Origin of the sequence: Candidatus Nitrososphaera gargensis Ga9.2 (genome assembly GCF_000303155.1) — an archaeon.
Taxonomy (GTDB): Archaea; Thermoproteota; Nitrososphaeria; order Nitrososphaerales; family Nitrososphaeraceae; genus Nitrososphaera; species Nitrososphaera gargensis.
Window position 1 is genome coordinate 2,001,703 of record NC_018719.1, and the last position, 15,645, is coordinate 2,017,347.

Below are 15,645 nucleotides of genomic sequence, written 5' to 3' on the forward strand. Positions count from 1 at the left end.
AATCAATTATTTTCTGCGGATTCTGGGATTGTAAGTTACCAAAAGGAATCTGCGTGTCTTTTATTGTCCTTCTGCGTTTTGATTCACCACTGCCTACCAACCTGCCTAAATAGCCGATATTGATGATGGCCTTAATTCTCTGTTTTTACGCGTTTGGTACCATTTGTCGCATATTAGATAATAACTCGCAATTAACGTTTTACCATTGGAGTTTGCGAGATTGTGCAAACAGCAATTATCCCCGATTTACAAATTTGTAATAGTTGCAAACAAATTGCCAAGTGGTTTTTACAAAGTTTTTATAGACCCTATCAAGCAATGCAATAGTAGGTAAAGTATTTTCTTCTCCCTCCCTAGGCGCTGTTAACTTAGGGTAATCTGTATAGCTAGGACTGCCCTAGCTTTTCATTGCCATATGAGAAAGAGGACAGACCCAGCTATAATCAGATATGGGCTGTACTTGTGTATTTTAATTCTAGGAGCTTCAGGCTGGCAGCCAGATCGCTATCGCCAATAAAGAAAAGAAGCCACGTTGCTGTCTGGAAATGGGTACAGAAATACGCGGATTGTGCAGACAGGTTCATGACAGATATAGACGGTCAGTCAGAGCAATATTTGTAGACGAGACCCTGCTTCAGATAGATGGCCATGATTATTGGCTGTGGATTGCGTACGAACCTGCAATAGATACATGTTTGATGATGCATCTGTCTCGTGAGAGGACAATTTTTGTATGCTACCGGTTCTTTTTGCAATTGAGGCAGAGATATGGAAGGAAGCCGGTGTTTTTACTGACGGTGGTCTGTGGTACGGGTTGGCATGCAGGTGGCTCAGACTACGCCATTATATGTATATGGCACAGAATTGAAGAACATCATGGAGCGATTCATACAGAATATCAAGGACAGGACCGAGTGTTTCGATGACCATTTTCCATGTAGGAAGGAGAATTGCAATAGGCAGCATGTGTGTGGAACTGGCTCAGGTTATTCATGCTGTATCTGCATTCAGGTATGGATAGGGTGCGATTTATGTCATTTCTGGCTAGAGATGGTGGTTAAGTTAACGGAGCCATAAGACTTCTAGTACCGTTTAAATATCGCTCGATCCAGCAAATTTTCTGCGGGTTCGTAGCTCAGCCAGGCAGAGCGTCTGGCTCTTAACCAGTCAGTCATTCTGGGTTAAAATGTCGAGGGTCCGAATCCCTCCGAACCCGCTTCAATATCGTCCCTTTTGAGTGGATTCTTTCAAAAAAATAGGTGATAGAGAGTGAATCCAACAGGAAACGTGGCAACGGGAACAATCCCGACCACGGTTGGGACGACAACTGACCCTTGGATGCTGTTTCTTTACGCGCTCAAAGCGCCAGCAACCAAGGAGAAGTACATTCAGCGGCTGACAAAATTCCTTGACTTTTTGGGCTACCAAGGGACCAAGGAAGAAAAGGCTCGCGCCATTGCAGCAAGAGCAAAAGCAGACCTAAACTATGGCTTCAATTCTGTCCTGAAGTTTTTCCAGGTAAAGCGCGAGCAGATAGACCGCAAGGAGACCGCCATTGGAACCGTCAGAAATTATGCAAAAAGCATCAAGCTATTTTGCGACATGGCTGACCTGCAGATACCTCGGGCAAAGATCACACGCGGCCTGCCAAGGGAAAAACGGTTTGCAGACGACAGAGCACCGACGCTGCAATACCTATCCAATGTCGCACTTACAGCTGATCACGGTTTTATCAGGTTCCACGGAAGAAACAAAGGCTATTGGTACAACTGTTCGTACGACGAGCAAGAGCTGAAACCTTGGGTATCAAAGGTAAACAAGATCAGAAAAGATCCGGAGGCGAAGCGTCTTCGAATTTATTTCAATAACCACTACTGGGCAAAAGCAGTAGCCAACGCTCTAGAGTTCAAGGAGATACACTGACGCCCGAACAGCAACAAGCAAAGAACAGAATCAATGGAGTACTTGCAGAAATCAGGAGCCAGAGAAAGCTACAGGATTTCTAAAAGTGTTAACGGGACTTGTCTGCTCTTTGGAAATGATAGAAGACAATACGTGTCTGTATCGAGCACCAGTCAGGCCTTGACAAGCTCTATAAGAGCGTAATGTAAGCTGAGCTTTCCTGATGGAAACTTGCCAGAATTACGTAAAATGCTTAGGAGATTGCAAGCCAAATGGGATTGTGGCAACGTTAGTTCACCTAATGAAATAGTCAAGTAAAACAGGCAGATCCAAGAAGTAAAGAGACAGATTCAGGCTCTGGAACGCTAGCTATTTTTTATAGCTTTGAATGCCGTTATTTTAGAGCTCCTTCAAAGAACAAAAAAGAAAACATCAAGGGCTTGAAAAGAGTCGCTTACCACATTGAAAAACATGCAGAATTTGTCCGATGGTTAGAGAGGATTACAACAAAGCATTAAGATTGACATTAGAAACAATTGCCAAACAAGCCCTACTCACCCGGGATTTAGAGCTGATAAAACTGGCTTTCGGGCTTGATGGTATTCTAGCCTTTGCTCCAGTGGCATCTGTAGGCTGACAAGGCATAAAATGGGTTTAGTGTCTTGTTATCAAACATTGGGTTCATGCCCTATAGTAGCCATTAGAATATGCGACAGTAGACGAATGCTTCTAAGGTGATGCCATGCTTGCTGTCAAGAGTGAAGCTGTGGACCTATCTCTTGGCAGAAGCGCAATAGACTTTATTGATTCGCTGATGCCGCAACCTTCACAGGTCGTAAAACTACGGCCTGAAAGGTTAGTAGCGCAAAAGAAGCATTCATGACAGATGACAAAGTACGGCTGATGTGTCTCCAAGGTAGGTGCTAATTTTAGCGGCATGGCGAAGAATGACTTGACATAACACCTATAAAAAACAATAGAGAGCTTTCTATAAGACTTATCCTAGCTGGTTTAGATAACTGAAAAAAAGCATGGTTAAGGGAAGAAGTTGTTGGCTCTCCCGAGCATCCCAAACTTCCAATGTACGATGTGTGTACCTGCCGCTAAAGTAGTAGTACAGTGAGGTCAGTTGTTGAATGACAATAACGCCGCTCCTCTTCTGTCTTACTGCGGCGCGCATCGATCCTACGAGTTAAAATGCTTATGGCGTATTTGGCGCGTATTATGTAGTTTCCAGCCTTATGGAAGATAACAAATGCCAAGCAATATCGCGGCCTTGTTGCCATAGCCTGCAGTGCTTTTTACAATACCCTAAAATGCCTTTTTTATTTTCGCTGTTCTGGTGCTACAAACTCTTGCCTATTTGGTTGTACACTTTGACAAATTTGTGACACTTGTTAGTAGTCTTGAATGTCTGTATGTCTTTTTCATATTCAAGCAGACCGTTTTGTACAAGCACTCTTAAGTATTCCTTTAGCTGCTGGTATGATAGGATGCTTTGTACATTATTTTTGTCTTGGTTGCGCCACTACCATTTGCAGCTTCTAGGATCTGAGCGGTTATGCCACCACTTATAGATCTTATTCGCAGGACGGTAGATATGTATATCTCGTCATTGCCTTGACAAGTCAGCCAGCTAAAGTGCTTGATGTCAAAGCGTATTATTCTGATGAGATATAGTGTTAGCGCTCTTCCTCTATTACTCCAAATGATAGCTTAACACAAGCCTTGTATCTGGTAATTCTGCCTGTGTTAGGATCAATTTCTGCTGTCATATCTTTAATCTTTATCCCATGGATATTGTGTATTGTCTTTTTGGCTTCATCTAATGCAACTCGTGCAGCATCCTCCCATCCTATGTTAGAAACTCCAACCAGCTCGACAATCTTGGCAACTGCAGGCGTTCTTTTTGTTATCGTCTCTTCTGTTCTGGCAGCTATTGTGGCTGTTGTCATATATCTTATGGTGTATTACATTGTATTTAAGAGAAAAGACGCATAGCCAATCGATGTTAGAGCCCACCATGCAACCATATTATTATTACTAACTAACCTTTGCTTTAACTGATTGAACTTTCTCTTCCATTGTATTTGGCTTATCGAGCCTCTCATCAATCCGTATTGTTGATATTACGCGCTTTACTCCAGAAGATTTGGCTGAATTGTGGGCAATGCGTATTGCCTGCAAGATATCATCTAGATTGTCTGATTCAATCTGGGTGCTCATTGGGGTAAGTGTTACTTTCAAATTCTGGATGCTACGGATGGCATTGTAGGCCGCTGCTACTTCCTTTCCCATACTAGTATCAGAGGTGCCAATTGGCTCTATGCTGATTTCAGCGTCAACTATTGGCAAGTTGTTCATATATCAGCATGGTAAATTTAATAATTAAAGAATATCATGAGAAAAGGTGGGAACTATTTCTAACTAATTATGAACAAATGATGGCATGATTTGCAGAGCAAAATCAGACATAGATTTGATGAAGCTTTCAAATGGAAACGGAATTATCACGTACTTGCAACCATACTCTTCAGCTTGCTCGATGCCTTTTGCATACATCCTAGAATCATATTGACTTGAAGACTTGTCGCTGCTCATAATGGTTCTTTGTACCTGCTCAAAAGCGATAGTAGGTATTGCTGCAAATGATATCTTGTTTTCTCTAGAATGGCGGCGTGTTTCTTCAAGGACTATTGCTTTTGCATCTTCAAATTCTCTATCAATCCAAGGAGGGATTAAGCAAATATCCGCATATCTGCCAGCCAGACGAAGCATCCTAGCGCCCAAGCCACCAAACATCAGAAGAGGATGTGGCTTTTGAACTGGTTTTGGGTCAAGCACTGCATTATCCGCCAAGTAATATTTTCCATTAAAGCTAACCTTTGATGATGTTCCTCCCTTATCGCTTTGCCAGAGTTTAAGTATGAGCTCCAAACCCTCTTTTGTCTTATCAACACGCACATTTGGCTCATCCCATTGGCTGTATCCTTTGAACTCCGTCTTTGACCATCCTGCACCAACTCCTAGAATAACTCTGCCATTAGAGATGACATCGAGTGTGGCAACCATTTTGGCAAGAATAGAGGGAGGCCTGAGCGGAATGGGCGTTACCACCGTTCCTAGCTGGATTTTCTCTGTTTTGGCTGCAAGATAAGTAAGAGTAATCCAAGTATCCAAGGTAGAATTGCCATTTGGATAGCCACTCCACATGTAGTGGTCAGGTATCACAAAACCCCAGTATCCTAGCTTATCAGCCTCAGGAGCTGCCCTTTGTATTAGCTGCCATTGGCGATGCCAGTTTCCCCATAGTGCTACAATGAATTTCATAGTCAGTCTATGACACTAGAGACACATTATCGGACAAAAAGAGTGTAGCAAGAAGAAATTGTAAGCAACCACCTTGCATCTTCGATTCCAGGCAACAACTTGCAGAGATTGGGAAAGAATTTCGTTTGCAAGTCGTACCCATATTCTTTAGTAAAGTTATCCGTGTCAATTGATAAAGTAATGGTTGCAAATTAGTAAATTGTTTAATTTCTTAAGAGCTAGAAAAATTAGCAGCAAGTAGTTTGAGCAGCCAAGCACAACAACGACCTCAGGAAGTAAAGGAGCGAGGACGCAACACCTCTGCAAGATTCAAAAAAATACTTGTAGCTGTAGACGGATCAGAAGAGTCATTCAAGGCTGCGCAGTATGCTATAGAACTGGCAAAGAAGGAACGAGAAAGAGCACAGTTGATTGTCTTGAGTGTTAATGAAACCCCTTCTTCCCTGATTAGCACAATAGAGCCATCAGCATTAGAAAGATGGAGGGAGCGGCTTAAGGCACAGTCAGAAACATTCTATGAGAGAATAGTAAGCACATACGGACTAGATATAGAAGATAATAGCGAACTGCAATTAAGGGCAGAAATGATTGACAGTGCCAAATCAGCATACGTTGCAATAGTTGAATATGCAGAAAAAGAAGATGTTGACCTGATTGTACTAGGTACAAAAGGCAAGACTGGGCTCAAACGAATACTGCTTGGCAGCGTAGCATTGGGCGTAGTTACTCATGCTACTTGTCCTGTGCTGGTTGTCAAGTAGGAAGGCAGAGGGTTCTTCTTATGTAATGAAGTGATAAGCTAGAAATCTCTTGGCCTATAAGAATCCGACAAATGCAGTCAAAGATCTATCTTCAACCTTTAATTCTGTTAAGGTCCGGTCATACATTACACAATATGAGCATCAGAGATAGAGACATCGATGAATGGTTCCGGCGTTGGTCCCCATGGGGATTGGGAAGAAAGACAGCAGGTGAAAGTATCTTTAGAGAATTTGAAGAAATGAGAAGAGATATGGAAAGGATGTTTGAAGAAACTGTACGCGACATTGACAGGGTTCCTAAAGACCTAATAAGAGAATATGAGACCCCGACAGGTGGCAGGGTAAGAGAGGTAGGTCCACTGGTTTATGGCTACTCTGTAACGATAGGACCAGACGGAAAGCCAAAGGGAAGAGAATTTGGCAATGTAAGATCACTTGGAGGTGGTGTCGCAGTGCCGGCACTGGCTGCAGAGAGGGAACCACTGGCAGATGTCATAACTACAGACAAAGATGTCAAAGTAACGATAGAAATGCCTGGCATTTCAAAAAATGACGTAAAAATAAACGCGTATGATGGCGCGGTTGAAGTATCGACAACAGAGGCTGCCCCGAGGAAAATATCATCGTGTAATTGACCTGCCGTCAGATACGGATATTGAAACTGCCAAATCAAAATATACAAATGGAATACTTGAAATAACATTTAACAAGAAAGCCAAGCCAAAGGGAAGAGAAATTAAGATCGATTAAGGCACATGGTAACACCATATACTCCTACGACTGTAGTAGACATCAAAACTATAGAAGAATGGGACGCTCTAATATTAGATAAGCAAATAGTAACAGCAGCAATGTTTTGGGCCGACTAGTGTCCACACTGCCAGAGATTAAAGCCGATATTTGAATTGATGCCACAGAAATTTCCACAAATAAGATTTGCAAAAGTCAATGTAGATCAAAAGCCAGAGATTGCTTCAAGGTATGGCATACAAAGCATTCCATTAGTGAATTTTTTGCAAAGGAAATGAGATTGGCGAAATCACAAGTTATAGGCAAAAGGACGATCTACAAAGTGAGATAAAAAAGATATCGGAAAATGCTGAGTGGTGTCTTGTGCACGCCACATCAAGGTAAAAATTGTTAAATTAGTATTTTAGCCTGTTTTTGCAACTTTTTTATCCAATTCTGTGCAGTGGCGGCCAAGGTGAAATAGCACACGGATATGAAGACCATTCAATCTGATCGCCATATGGGCAAGAGTATTGGATTTGGCGCCATAGGAGGATTTGTTGCTGGATTGGTGATGGCTCCTTTCTTTATGCTGACTGCAATGATGGCAGGCATGCCTACAAATACTATCCCCATAGCAATTGGATTGGCCTTTGGTGCTTTTCAGGATAATAATGCAATTATGATAGGGTCTGGATTGCACATGCTCACAAGCACCCTCATCGGCATAATATTTGGAGCTGTAACTGCTGCCGCAAGCAAGCTGAGGATAACGAGCTTTAGAAAAGGTGTTGGAGAAGGGCTTGCAACTGGGATGATTGCATTTGCCGTGCTGTTCATTCCGATAAGCATGTTTGTCATGTCGCCAGTGCTTGTACAAATGATGATGCAGATGGATCTATCACTAACACAACAGCAAGCTATGAGCGTGTTGCAGCAAGGAATTCCATTGATGATTGGCATAGGTATCCTTGAACATTTGGTGTATGGTGCTGTGCTTGGGGCTGTGACATCGGCACTTATGTTAAAAGTAAAAAGAGTTAGGAAAGAACAAGAATATACAGCAAGACTTGGCACTGGCACTACTAAAGAAGAGGGAACAACCAACTATGAATGTATGGCATGTAATCGTAAATTTGGCAGCTTGGAAGAAATTAATGACCACATTAAAACAGTGCACCATAGGATAGCGGCATGATGGCCTTCTCCGACTTTTGCTCCTCTTTAGCTTCTGATCTTTGGGTCTGCTTGCGGAATCTTTCCACAGCTTTTCCTCTCTTCAAATGGGCGAACGAGAGAAATAATTTAGGGACGTGCTGAAAGAAAGACAAGATCTGGGCTTATCACTTAGTTTCCGAGACTATGTTTTGCTTCTTATCTCTGTCCGCCTGTTCCTTCCAGCTTCTCTTAGAGATTCCTTATCTTCGGCTCTGGCTTCGCCGCCTTTCTTACCTATCTCGCTGTAAAACTCAACCTCTCTCTTCGGCAACTTTCTCGCCGCCCTTGCGTCCAGCCTCTGCCAAGCTTTCTGGATCTTGAGCTCTTGCCTTTCCACCTTTTCTAGCTACTCTTTCCTTTCAAACCTCTTTTTTCTGATGACATATACCGGCTATGCGGCAAGGTATTAATTGACTTTAGTAGATGAAGAAGTCGAACTGCAAATTTAGAACAACAGGCTGTTGACCGATCTCAGATTGTAAATCAAAAAGAGCTAGGCTGAAAAAGGTCTCTGTTTATTGTTGGTTGATGGTTTTGTATCGGGCATCTCGAGATGTGCTTTCCTAACCGAATAGAGTACAAGGCCACCATTGATATTTTCTATTATTTATTCTTGGAAGCAAAAGCAATAGAAAGAGGTATGCATGTGCATACAACTCTTATTAGCTATGCTCAGCTGGTAAATTTTGAGACAAAATGGCTGCTACATATAGACCAAAAACGTTTACATGCAAAAAAGACGGCAAGCAGTTCGACAGTTTGGCTGACCTGCAGAAGCATATTACTATTGAGCATTTGCAAAAAGGAGAGGTTACTTCGCCAGACGCAATAACAAAAATAGATTAAACACCGCCTTGTTTAACTATAGAAGCTACTTCTAACTTATATTTATGAATCTTCTTGCTGCTCCTTTGTATGTATTGTCACATTGTCTCAGGCTCATCCTTTAACTTGTTGTCAAACGTGGGTCCTTGTTTTCTTTCGACAGCCGATATTGACAGTGCTAATGTAAATTGTATATTTGTAACTGCGGTTATTGCCGATCGTCCAAAAAAGGGCAAGAGACAAAGGTAAAAGAAAAAAGAGTTGGACACTTCTTTTCTAACTAGTCTGCATTCTCAATGTACATCCTGTTTCCTATTCTGTAGTGGATCTCGTCTATGTAGTACGCAGTGTCGACTACTGGTGACGACAGGTTTGCGCCACACACCGGAACTCCTTCTGTCTCTTGTTGCTCCTCTTCTTCTATTAAGAGACTCATTGGTAGCATGAATCACATCAAATGATAAGAACGTGTTGTATCAATGTACAAGAAAAGTTTTAGATTGTTTTGACTTTTTAGATAAAGATTGGGAGTCCTGCAGAGTTCATCATCTATTGCTCGCAGCATGTGATAGAAAACTCTATATCTTCATCTAGAGAGGAACCATCTTGCTACATCAGGCCATAGCTTTTTGTGTGCAGTGTCACTAATGCACAGTGCGACATGGCCGCCAGGATACTGAAAAACTGACTTATCTTTGCTTGAAGTATGGTCGTTTATCGCTAAGGAAGAAGCGCGAGAAACAAGGTCGTCTTTTTCTGCGATTATGGTTAACACAGGCATCGTTATTTTGGAAAGATCTACGGCCGCTAGTATTGTAGATTGTTGCTTGCTTCCTCCTCCCGTAGCAGTGTTTTTGCCACCAACCTGCATCCTGTGTGATACCAGCAGGTTATTTATATAACAATCTGTGATGATCTGCCTGTGGAGAGCGCCAGGGATTGGCGGCGTATCATACAACCATCTTTCAACATCAATAAAGGTTTGAACGAATTCATTATCGAACATCTTTTGAAAGGACTTCATGTATTTATCAAAACCGTATCTTGGTGGATTACGCATCAGAAATGCTAGATCAAGCATCTGGCCATCCATGCGGCCAAGTTCATTCATCATCCTATCAATATCAACCGCTTTTGACCACTTTGTGAGTATAGTATCGTCTTTGCTAAAATCTACTGGGACAGCCATGAGAACGAGGTTTCGTACATTATCGTTATTCAGGCTAGAGTAAATTAGCGCAAATATTCCACCCCAGCAATATCCCATAAGCGATACTTTATCCGCGCCAGTTTGCTCTTTTATTATCTTCACTGAATCGTCAATATACCTTAGATAGTCTTCAACAGAAAGGTGGTCATCAGTGCTGTCAGGATATCCCCAATCAAGCAGGTATATGTCTAATCCACCTGGAGATAATAGGTTTCTAACTACGCTTTTGCGCGGGTTCAAGTCAAGAATATGAAAGGTATTGATGGGTGCGTAAATTATTAAAAGAGGCTGCGGCTGTCTTTTCCGCACTTTCTTCTTAGTATCAGAGTCAGCCCCGAAATTGCTGCCTTCTGCTTTGTCCTCGTAGCGGTAATGAAGCAATCTAGATTTGTCTTTTCTGTATGCCACATCAAAAGGAGCCAGGTTGGACTCTTTTGCTGTCTGAAAGAAGAATGCGGATTGACCTTGCTTGAACAATTCGAAGAGCCTGTCCAAATAATCCATAGGATAGCCGGCTTTTTTAAATTCAGACCGAAGGTTCAAAAGATCTTGGATATATTTTGAAAGCAGCTCAGCAAAAGAGTCTGATTTTAGTTCATTCTTTAGCTCATCATCGACATTCCTAAGCCAACTGCTGTAAAAGGTTTCAAATATGTTTATTGTAGATCTTGCCTCTCTACCATTTTTGCTGTACATTTTTTGGCTCTCGACGATATATTCAACTTGTTGTTCTGCAACCGCTCTTTCAAATGCTCTGAAATATACCAAATTGTATATGTTTGCAATAGCAATGCCGTGCAAATAGGCATTGATTGAAGTCAACGGTAAAAAGAAGCTCATCTGAACTGGCATTTTCATTGCATAATATTTCTAATGTAGGTTTCCTTCCTATGGCCCATGATGAAATATATATCCTGTCATTTACTATGCCGCTTATAGAGGTAATCAGGAAAGGTAGCAGCATTAACAGTGAAAAAATTAGGTCTTATATGGATGATGTCTCATACATGTACAGCGATATCTTTATTGCTCATCAAAGCCTCCCCCATATTGCGGACTCTTAGGTTCCGACGAGGATTGCTTTGGTTTTGATGCTGCAATTACTTCGTCAATTCTGAGAATCATACTAGCTGCTTCTGTAGCTGCATTGATAACCTGCTCCTTGACTGCAAGTGGCTCGTAGATGTTCAGCCTTGATATGTCTGCAACTTTTGCTCCTAGCACGTCTATGCCATACTTTATTTCCTTTCCAGAGATTTTTGACCTAAGTTCAACCTGTGTGTCCAACGGATTCATTCCTGCATTTTCAGCCAATACCAGAGGTATAGTTTCTATCGCATCAGCGAACTTTTGGATGGCCATCTGTGATCTGCCAGACATGGAATTGGCCCAGTCCCTTATCTTTGCAGATACGAATGCTTCAGGGGCTCCACCTCCAGCTACAACATGGGGGTACTCGATAACGTCTTTGACAGCCATAATGGCGTCATGCACCGAGCGCTCTGCCTCATCAACTACCCTTTGAGAGCCTCCGCGTACAAGAATAGAGACAGACCGGGGATTCTTGCAGCCTTCAATAAAGACCCACTTGTCAGTTTCCACTTTTCTTTCCTCTACTAGTTCCGCATTGCCAAGATCATCTGACGTGAGGTCTTCAATATTTGTTACAATCCTAGCCCCTGTCGCTCTGGCAAGCTTTGTAACGTCTGACTCTTTTACTCGTCTGACAGCCAATATGCCTTCTTTTGCAAGGTAGTGCTGTGCAGTGTCATCGATCCCCTTCTGGCAGAGCACAACGTTTGCACCAGCAACCTTTATCTTGTCCACCATAGATTTCAACATCCTGTCCTCCTCTTCTAGGAACTTTTGCATCTGCTGTGGGTCCGATATCCTGATCTCTGCGCTCATTTCTGTCTTTTCTATCTCCAATGGTGCATTGAGTAGAACTATCTTGGCGTTCTCAATCCTCTTTGGCATGCCGCCGTGCACGACTTCTTTGTCAAGCACAAGACCTTTAACAAGCCTTGTATCGTGCAAAGAGCCTCCAGCCTTCTTTTCAACCTTGATGTTATCGGCATCTAGTTTGTACTGACCACCTAATTTTTCTGCGGCAGCAACAACAGCATCCACAGCCAGTTTTGCCATCTGTTCAGACTCGCCTGAAACCAGCTTTGATAGCATCGATGTTCTTGCTACCTTGTAAAGCCATTCTTTGTTGCTTGCAGGATCATCACCTGTGTCTATTGCAGCCTCTCTCAAAATCTCGATTGCCTTTTCAGCAGCACTTTGGTATCCATCTACAATTACAGTCGGATGCACCTGCTTTGAAATGAGCTCCTCTGCTTTATCAATCAGCGCGCCTGCAAGAACTACAGCTGATGTAGTTCCATCACCAACCTCATTATCAACAGACTTGGCTACTTCAACCATCATCTTTGCCGCTGGGTGCTCGATCTCTACTTCTTTTAAAATAGTTGCTCCATCATCTGTTATGGTGACATCGCCTACTGGGCTGACAAGCATCTTATCCATTCCCCTTGGACCAAGTGCACTCTTTACAAGTTCTGCAATAAGCTTTGCTGCCGTAATGTTATTGCGTTGTGCTTGCTTACCCTTTGTTTCAGTGGTTCCTTCCTTTAGGACAAGAATTGGCACTTGCTGCTGTTGCTGTCCTGAAAAATCGCCTCCTCTTTGGAATGATGACATATTTCTTTCCCCATTCCACCTCCTTGCACTATGCCTATACTAGCGCAGCTCTTAATGAAAACATTTGCGGTCCTTTGGCACTTTAACCTTTGATGAGCTTTATGGCTACAAGTTAACTAGCTATCAACCATGACCATCAGGAGCGTGCAAGTTTCACGCTTCAACTCTTGCCAGTCTGCCTCTTGTACCACAGTTTGGGCATGGTTGCCCTAATGCATAATCCGCAGAATTTCCGTCAGGGACATCTACCGCGTTATAAGTCTTACAATGAGTACACCAAGTCTTTACTTCATACATTGGACAATTAGTCTTGTCTTGCTAACCTTTGCTAAAGAAAGTTTCATTGACAATTAATTAATGTAATCGCATATTATTATTAACGAAAACAGTAGGTTATGAAACAGAAAGAGCCTCGATTTACAAATTTGTCTGAGGGCTCCATATACGTAGGGTCAGATAGGCTGATCATTGCATGGACGTCCGTACGCATGCTTTTACGCCCATCTGCTTCAGCCCATCCTCATCCCTCGATTGATTTGGTGTCCAGTCTATACTATTTTGATTTTTAGTGTTTTTACAGTATAGTCATTAAAGAAGTATTATTCTGTTATTTGCTCAAGTTGACATTATAAAATTTGGCAGGTTGCAATAACTCAAAAAGTGATCTCGTCTAGAAGGTTAGAAGCGATAACAATAACAATTGCAATAGCCGGAGCCATTTATTTGTCATAAAGTAATACTACGTACAATGGCGGCGTGGTAGTTTAACGGCAAGAACAAGCGCGGGTGCGCGCAGGTGTCTGGGTTCAATTCCCAGCCACGCCATTATCGTTAGGATAGCTTGGGTCAGGTCAGATAACTGCTGGCCTGCATTAGAGAAGAAACATATAGTGCGACTCTTATTTGAAGTAAGTTCGTTTGTTTGGATTACTTGCGGCTAGCACCAAGATTTCAACTGCCGCTAGATTTCTATCATCCTTCTCTCTTTTCCTCGACGGCTCCTGCGATTTCCTCTGCGTCAGCGCTTTTCCTTGCTTCTTCAGGATATGGGATCAAAGCTTGAAGTTGACTGTGGACTGGTATTTGATGTTGGCTGACGCTTTAGTCTGTCTGGTTTGAACATGTATATATTCTCAGTTACTACACTGCGCAATTCAAATAAGTTAAGAGTTCAAGAGAAAAGTTCTGTTCACAGAATTGTGAAACAAAATATCACACCGACAATAGGTGATGACAGACAGAAGCACCTGAGTAGTATTGTAATGCTGGTTAAATTGCGAGATCAAGAACCGAGTTGTAGTAAAATAATTGTAAGTATGAACAGATTATTTCATATAAAGAAAATTCCTATTTAGCTCTATGCCATATTATGATAGTTTTATCTATCTTTGTGAGCAAATACAAGACAAGGTTAAGCAATAATTATGGCCAAAACAATAAGCGTCCGTAGAAAAGGGTACAAAAGAAAGGGCTATACAGCAACTCGAAGAGGAGGCAAGAAAGTAAAGGTCAGCCCAGCAAGAGTAAAGCCATCGACATTCAAGATTCGTGACCGTGGCAAGGCTGGAAGAGGACCAAAGGTTGTTCCACCACTAGAAGAAGGCGCTCTAGGAGGGCCAGGCTTCTTTGACCGCTCAGAGGCTGAACAAGAACAAATAGCATTTGAGCGTGCGAGAGACGTGGGCGAGAAAAAAGCGGTAGGAGAATTGCGAGCGCTGCAAGTGTTTTTCAAGAAAACTGACCCAGAGAAATCAAAGCGCGCACTTGAACTGAGCAAGAAGGTCGCTGGCAGCTTCAAAGGTAAACAAGAAGTAGAGTACCCAGAGGGCTTGCGCAGAAAACAATAGGAAGTTACATCATCAAGTGTGTTAGAAGATTTTGTGACCCATTAGATGCAAAAAGGGTGCAAGAGTCCGTCTGCTCAATCTGTAGTAGTAGCCATTATCGCTTTTTATTGTGATGGTTGATTAAAGCTGTTCTTTGTTGCTCGCCAAGCCTATTCTTGTTGCCAAGCATCCTCTCTCGATAATCTCTGACAGTCCCTGATAATAAGAGAGCCGTTTTCTTCATGATCCTCTACGTTTATATCATAATAATCTCTAAGCGCATCTTTGACCATATTAACATGTTCATAATGGGTAGCAAGTAGCACAATTGCGTCTTCTTCCTCTAATGTATATTTGGAGTAGCTTGGCCACATATTTGATGTATTGACATCATTATAGACTATCATATTGCGCTCCCTATAGGCAGTTTCTCGAATCGGTACGCAGTAATAAGGAAGTTGCTGTCATCTATTTCTATTGTCAGCAGACAGCCACCAAAGTTTTACCCACATGCTATCACAAATATACCTTATAATTTCTGGTTCTGCAGAGTTGGGGCTGCTCAAACGTGTTCATCAAGAATCATCAACCGAAGATTTGACAGTGCCAGTTGTAGAGATTACCAAATGTAAGAGATCTTTGATGCGCATATAGCTGTATAACCTTATGGACTGCTGATATTGGAGATAGCTTGGTTGATTATAGTTCGGCTTATGCATCAAAAGGCGGTGAAGCATATTTCTATCATTTCGGGCCGATTACCAGAACTGTGGACGATGATGTAGAGGAGTGTCAAAACCTGGCTGGAAAAATAGAAAAGGACGATGGGAGTTGGGCCGATGATGCCCTAATCGAGCTTGGGTGCTGTCCTACCATTTTGAAACCATTTTGTAATGTTAACTCCTGGACTATATCTAATGCCTTCTAGACATGTCATTCGTGATGAGAGATGGCATAGGCAATCGAAATGAAGACGGCAGCATTGAGTTTATCCTGTAAAGGATCTGTGTACCTGCTTGTCAAGGTCTTCTTCAGGACACTTGGCAACAAGCGATGAATCTTACTCCAATTGGTCTAAAGCTAATAATTAGATGATTCACGATGCATTACAACAATTGTTAGAATTTTTTTCTATTTC

The 15,645-nt window shown here is 42.2% G+C and carries 18 protein-coding genes, 2 tRNA genes and 1 pseudogene; 12 read left to right on the forward strand and 9 right to left on the reverse strand.

Annotated elements, in window-relative coordinates:
• Positions 1-1,124 precede the first annotated feature (1,124 nt).
• The 4 genes from NGAR_RS12090 (at position 1,125) to NGAR_RS17725 (ending at position 2,785) form a co-directional block, all read left to right on the forward strand.
• Positions 1,125-1,216, forward strand: a tRNA-Lys gene (locus NGAR_RS12090).
• Positions 1,217-1,269: 53 nt separating this feature from the next.
• Positions 1,270-1,923, forward strand: coding sequence for a DUF72 domain-containing protein (locus NGAR_RS12095; protein WP_148681402.1), 654 nt, complete (start codon positions 1,270-1,272; stop codon positions 1,921-1,923).
• A gap of 466 nt (positions 1,924-2,389) precedes the next feature.
• Positions 2,390-2,539, forward strand: coding sequence for a hypothetical protein (locus NGAR_RS17720; RefSeq protein WP_187147491.1), 150 nt, complete (start codon positions 2,390-2,392; stop codon positions 2,537-2,539).
• 105 nt (positions 2,540-2,644) lie between these two features.
• Positions 2,645-2,785: a hypothetical protein gene (locus NGAR_RS17725; RefSeq protein ID WP_015020031.1), complete on the forward strand. Its 141-nt coding sequence runs from the start codon at positions 2,645-2,647 to the stop codon at positions 2,783-2,785.
• Between the two features lie 462 nt (positions 2,786-3,247).
• On the opposite strand, the gene NGAR_RS19105 is transcribed toward NGAR_RS17725, so the two are convergent.
• The 4 genes from NGAR_RS19105 to NGAR_RS12115 all read right to left on the reverse strand — a co-directional run bounded on the left by NGAR_RS19105 (position 3,248) and on the right by NGAR_RS12115 (position 5,232).
• The gene (locus tag NGAR_RS19105; RefSeq protein ID WP_015020032.1) at positions 3,248-3,361 is read right to left on the reverse strand and encodes a hypothetical protein; all 114 of its coding nucleotides are present in this window, start codon (positions 3,359-3,361) and stop codon (positions 3,248-3,250) included.
• Positions 3,362-3,584: 223 nt separating this feature from the next.
• Positions 3,585-3,857 carry a dodecin family protein gene (locus tag NGAR_RS12105; RefSeq protein WP_015020033.1) on the reverse strand — a complete coding sequence of 91 codons (273 nt, stop codon included), beginning with the start codon at positions 3,855-3,857 and terminating at the stop codon, positions 3,585-3,587.
• A gap of 88 nt (positions 3,858-3,945) precedes the next feature.
• Positions 3,946-4,266 carry an MTH1187 family thiamine-binding protein gene (locus NGAR_RS12110; protein WP_015020034.1) on the reverse strand — a complete coding sequence of 107 codons (321 nt, stop codon included), beginning with the start codon at positions 4,264-4,266 and terminating at the stop codon, positions 3,946-3,948.
• 63 nt (positions 4,267-4,329) lie between these two features.
• On the reverse strand, positions 4,330-5,232 hold the full coding sequence (locus NGAR_RS12115) for an LLM class flavin-dependent oxidoreductase (RefSeq protein WP_015020035.1): 903 nt from the start codon (positions 5,230-5,232) through the stop codon (positions 4,330-4,332).
• Between the two features lie 242 nt (positions 5,233-5,474).
• Here NGAR_RS12115 and NGAR_RS12120 point away from each other — a divergent pair, with 242 nt between their 5' ends.
• From NGAR_RS12120 to NGAR_RS12140, 5 genes and pseudogenes are all read left to right on the forward strand, one after another.
• Positions 5,475-5,993: a universal stress protein gene (locus NGAR_RS12120; protein ID WP_015020036.1), complete on the forward strand. Its 519-nt coding sequence runs from the start codon at positions 5,475-5,477 to the stop codon at positions 5,991-5,993.
• A 134-nt stretch (positions 5,994-6,127) separates the two neighbouring features.
• Complete coding sequence (locus NGAR_RS12125) at positions 6,128-6,628, forward strand: Hsp20/alpha crystallin family protein (RefSeq protein WP_148681403.1); 501 nt, start codon at positions 6,128-6,130, stop codon at positions 6,626-6,628.
• On the forward strand, positions 6,567-6,743 hold the full coding sequence (locus NGAR_RS19405) for an Hsp20/alpha crystallin family protein (RefSeq protein WP_228369362.1): 177 nt from the start codon (positions 6,567-6,569) through the stop codon (positions 6,741-6,743). Before NGAR_RS12125 ends, NGAR_RS19405 begins: the two co-directional genes overlap by 62 nt.
• Positions 6,744-6,874: 131 nt before the next feature.
• A pseudogene (locus tag NGAR_RS19410) lies at positions 6,875-7,021 on the forward strand (thioredoxin family protein); the annotation flags it as partial.
• Between the two features lie 302 nt (positions 7,022-7,323).
• On the forward strand, positions 7,324-7,920 hold the full coding sequence (locus NGAR_RS12140; RefSeq protein WP_148681406.1) for a hypothetical protein: 597 nt from the start codon (positions 7,324-7,326) through the stop codon (positions 7,918-7,920).
• Positions 7,921-8,082: 162 nt separating this feature from the next.
• Here NGAR_RS12140 and NGAR_RS12145 read toward each other — a convergent pair whose 3' ends face one another.
• From NGAR_RS12145 to thsB, 4 genes are all read right to left on the reverse strand, one after another.
• Positions 8,083-8,277, reverse strand: coding sequence for a KGG domain-containing protein (locus NGAR_RS12145; protein ID WP_015020040.1), 195 nt, complete (start codon positions 8,275-8,277; stop codon positions 8,083-8,085).
• A 768-nt stretch (positions 8,278-9,045) separates the two neighbouring features.
• Positions 9,046-9,201 carry a hypothetical protein gene (locus NGAR_RS17730; RefSeq protein ID WP_015020043.1) on the reverse strand — a complete coding sequence of 52 codons (156 nt, stop codon included), beginning with the start codon at positions 9,199-9,201 and terminating at the stop codon, positions 9,046-9,048.
• A gap of 150 nt (positions 9,202-9,351) precedes the next feature.
• Entirely contained in the window at positions 9,352-10,776 is a 1,425-nt protein-coding gene (locus NGAR_RS12150; protein ID WP_228369177.1) for an alpha/beta fold hydrolase, read from the reverse strand.
• 222 nt (positions 10,777-10,998) lie between these two features.
• On the reverse strand, positions 10,999-12,681 hold the full coding sequence (gene thsB, locus NGAR_RS12155; RefSeq protein WP_015020045.1) for a thermosome subunit beta: 1,683 nt from the start codon (positions 12,679-12,681) through the stop codon (positions 10,999-11,001).
• A 753-nt stretch (positions 12,682-13,434) separates the two neighbouring features.
• Here thsB and NGAR_RS12160 point away from each other — a divergent pair.
• Positions 13,435-13,506 (forward strand) — tRNA-OTHER (locus NGAR_RS12160).
• A 599-nt stretch (positions 13,507-14,105) separates the two neighbouring features.
• Positions 14,106-14,528 carry a hypothetical protein gene (locus tag NGAR_RS12165; protein WP_015020046.1) on the forward strand — a complete coding sequence of 141 codons (423 nt, stop codon included), beginning with the start codon at positions 14,106-14,108 and terminating at the stop codon, positions 14,526-14,528.
• A gap of 149 nt (positions 14,529-14,677) precedes the next feature.
• Here NGAR_RS12165 and NGAR_RS12170 read toward each other — a convergent pair whose 3' ends face one another.
• The gene (locus tag NGAR_RS12170) at positions 14,678-14,914 is read right to left on the reverse strand and encodes a hypothetical protein (RefSeq protein WP_015020047.1); all 237 of its coding nucleotides are present in this window, start codon (positions 14,912-14,914) and stop codon (positions 14,678-14,680) included.
• 284 nt (positions 14,915-15,198) lie between these two features.
• Here NGAR_RS12170 and NGAR_RS12175 point away from each other — a divergent pair, with 284 nt between their 5' ends.
• The gene (locus tag NGAR_RS12175; RefSeq protein WP_015020048.1) at positions 15,199-15,435 is read left to right on the forward strand and encodes a hypothetical protein; all 237 of its coding nucleotides are present in this window, start codon (positions 15,199-15,201) and stop codon (positions 15,433-15,435) included.
• Positions 15,436-15,645 lie beyond the last annotated feature (210 nt).

Bases quoted from the DNA above. Each gene is read 5' to 3' on its own strand.
- NGAR_RS17720 (WP_187147491.1), top strand. From the start codon at position 2,390: ATGGTTAGAGAGGATTACAACAAAGCATTAAGATTGACATTAGAAACA.
- NGAR_RS17725 (WP_015020031.1), top strand. From the start codon at position 2,645: ATGCTTGCTGTCAAGAGTGAAGCTGTGGACCTATCTCTTGGCAGAAGC.
- NGAR_RS12105 (WP_015020033.1), bottom strand. From the start codon at position 3,857: ATGACAACAGCCACAATAGCTGCCAGAACAGAAGAGACGATAACAAAA.
- NGAR_RS12110 (WP_015020034.1), bottom strand. From the start codon at position 4,266: ATGAACAACTTGCCAATAGTTGACGCTGAAATCAGCATAGAGCCAATT.
- NGAR_RS12115 (WP_015020035.1), bottom strand. From the start codon at position 5,232: ATGAAATTCATTGTAGCACTATGGGGAAACTGGCATCGCCAATGGCAG.
- NGAR_RS12125 (WP_148681403.1), top strand. From the start codon at position 6,128: ATGAGCATCAGAGATAGAGACATCGATGAATGGTTCCGGCGTTGGTCC.
- NGAR_RS19405 (WP_228369362.1), top strand. From the start codon at position 6,567: ATGGCGCGGTTGAAGTATCGACAACAGAGGCTGCCCCGAGGAAAATAT.
- NGAR_RS12140 (WP_148681406.1), top strand. From the start codon at position 7,324: ATGATGGCAGGCATGCCTACAAATACTATCCCCATAGCAATTGGATTG.
- NGAR_RS17730 (WP_015020043.1), bottom strand. From the start codon at position 9,201: ATGAGTCTCTTAATAGAAGAAGAGGAGCAACAAGAGACAGAAGGAGTT.
- thsB (WP_015020045.1), bottom strand. From the start codon at position 12,681: ATGTCATCATTCCAAAGAGGAGGCGATTTTTCAGGACAGCAACAGCAG.
- NGAR_RS12165 (WP_015020046.1), top strand. From the start codon at position 14,106: ATGGCCAAAACAATAAGCGTCCGTAGAAAAGGGTACAAAAGAAAGGGC.
- NGAR_RS12170 (WP_015020047.1), bottom strand. From the start codon at position 14,914: ATGATAGTCTATAATGATGTCAATACATCAAATATGTGGCCAAGCTAC.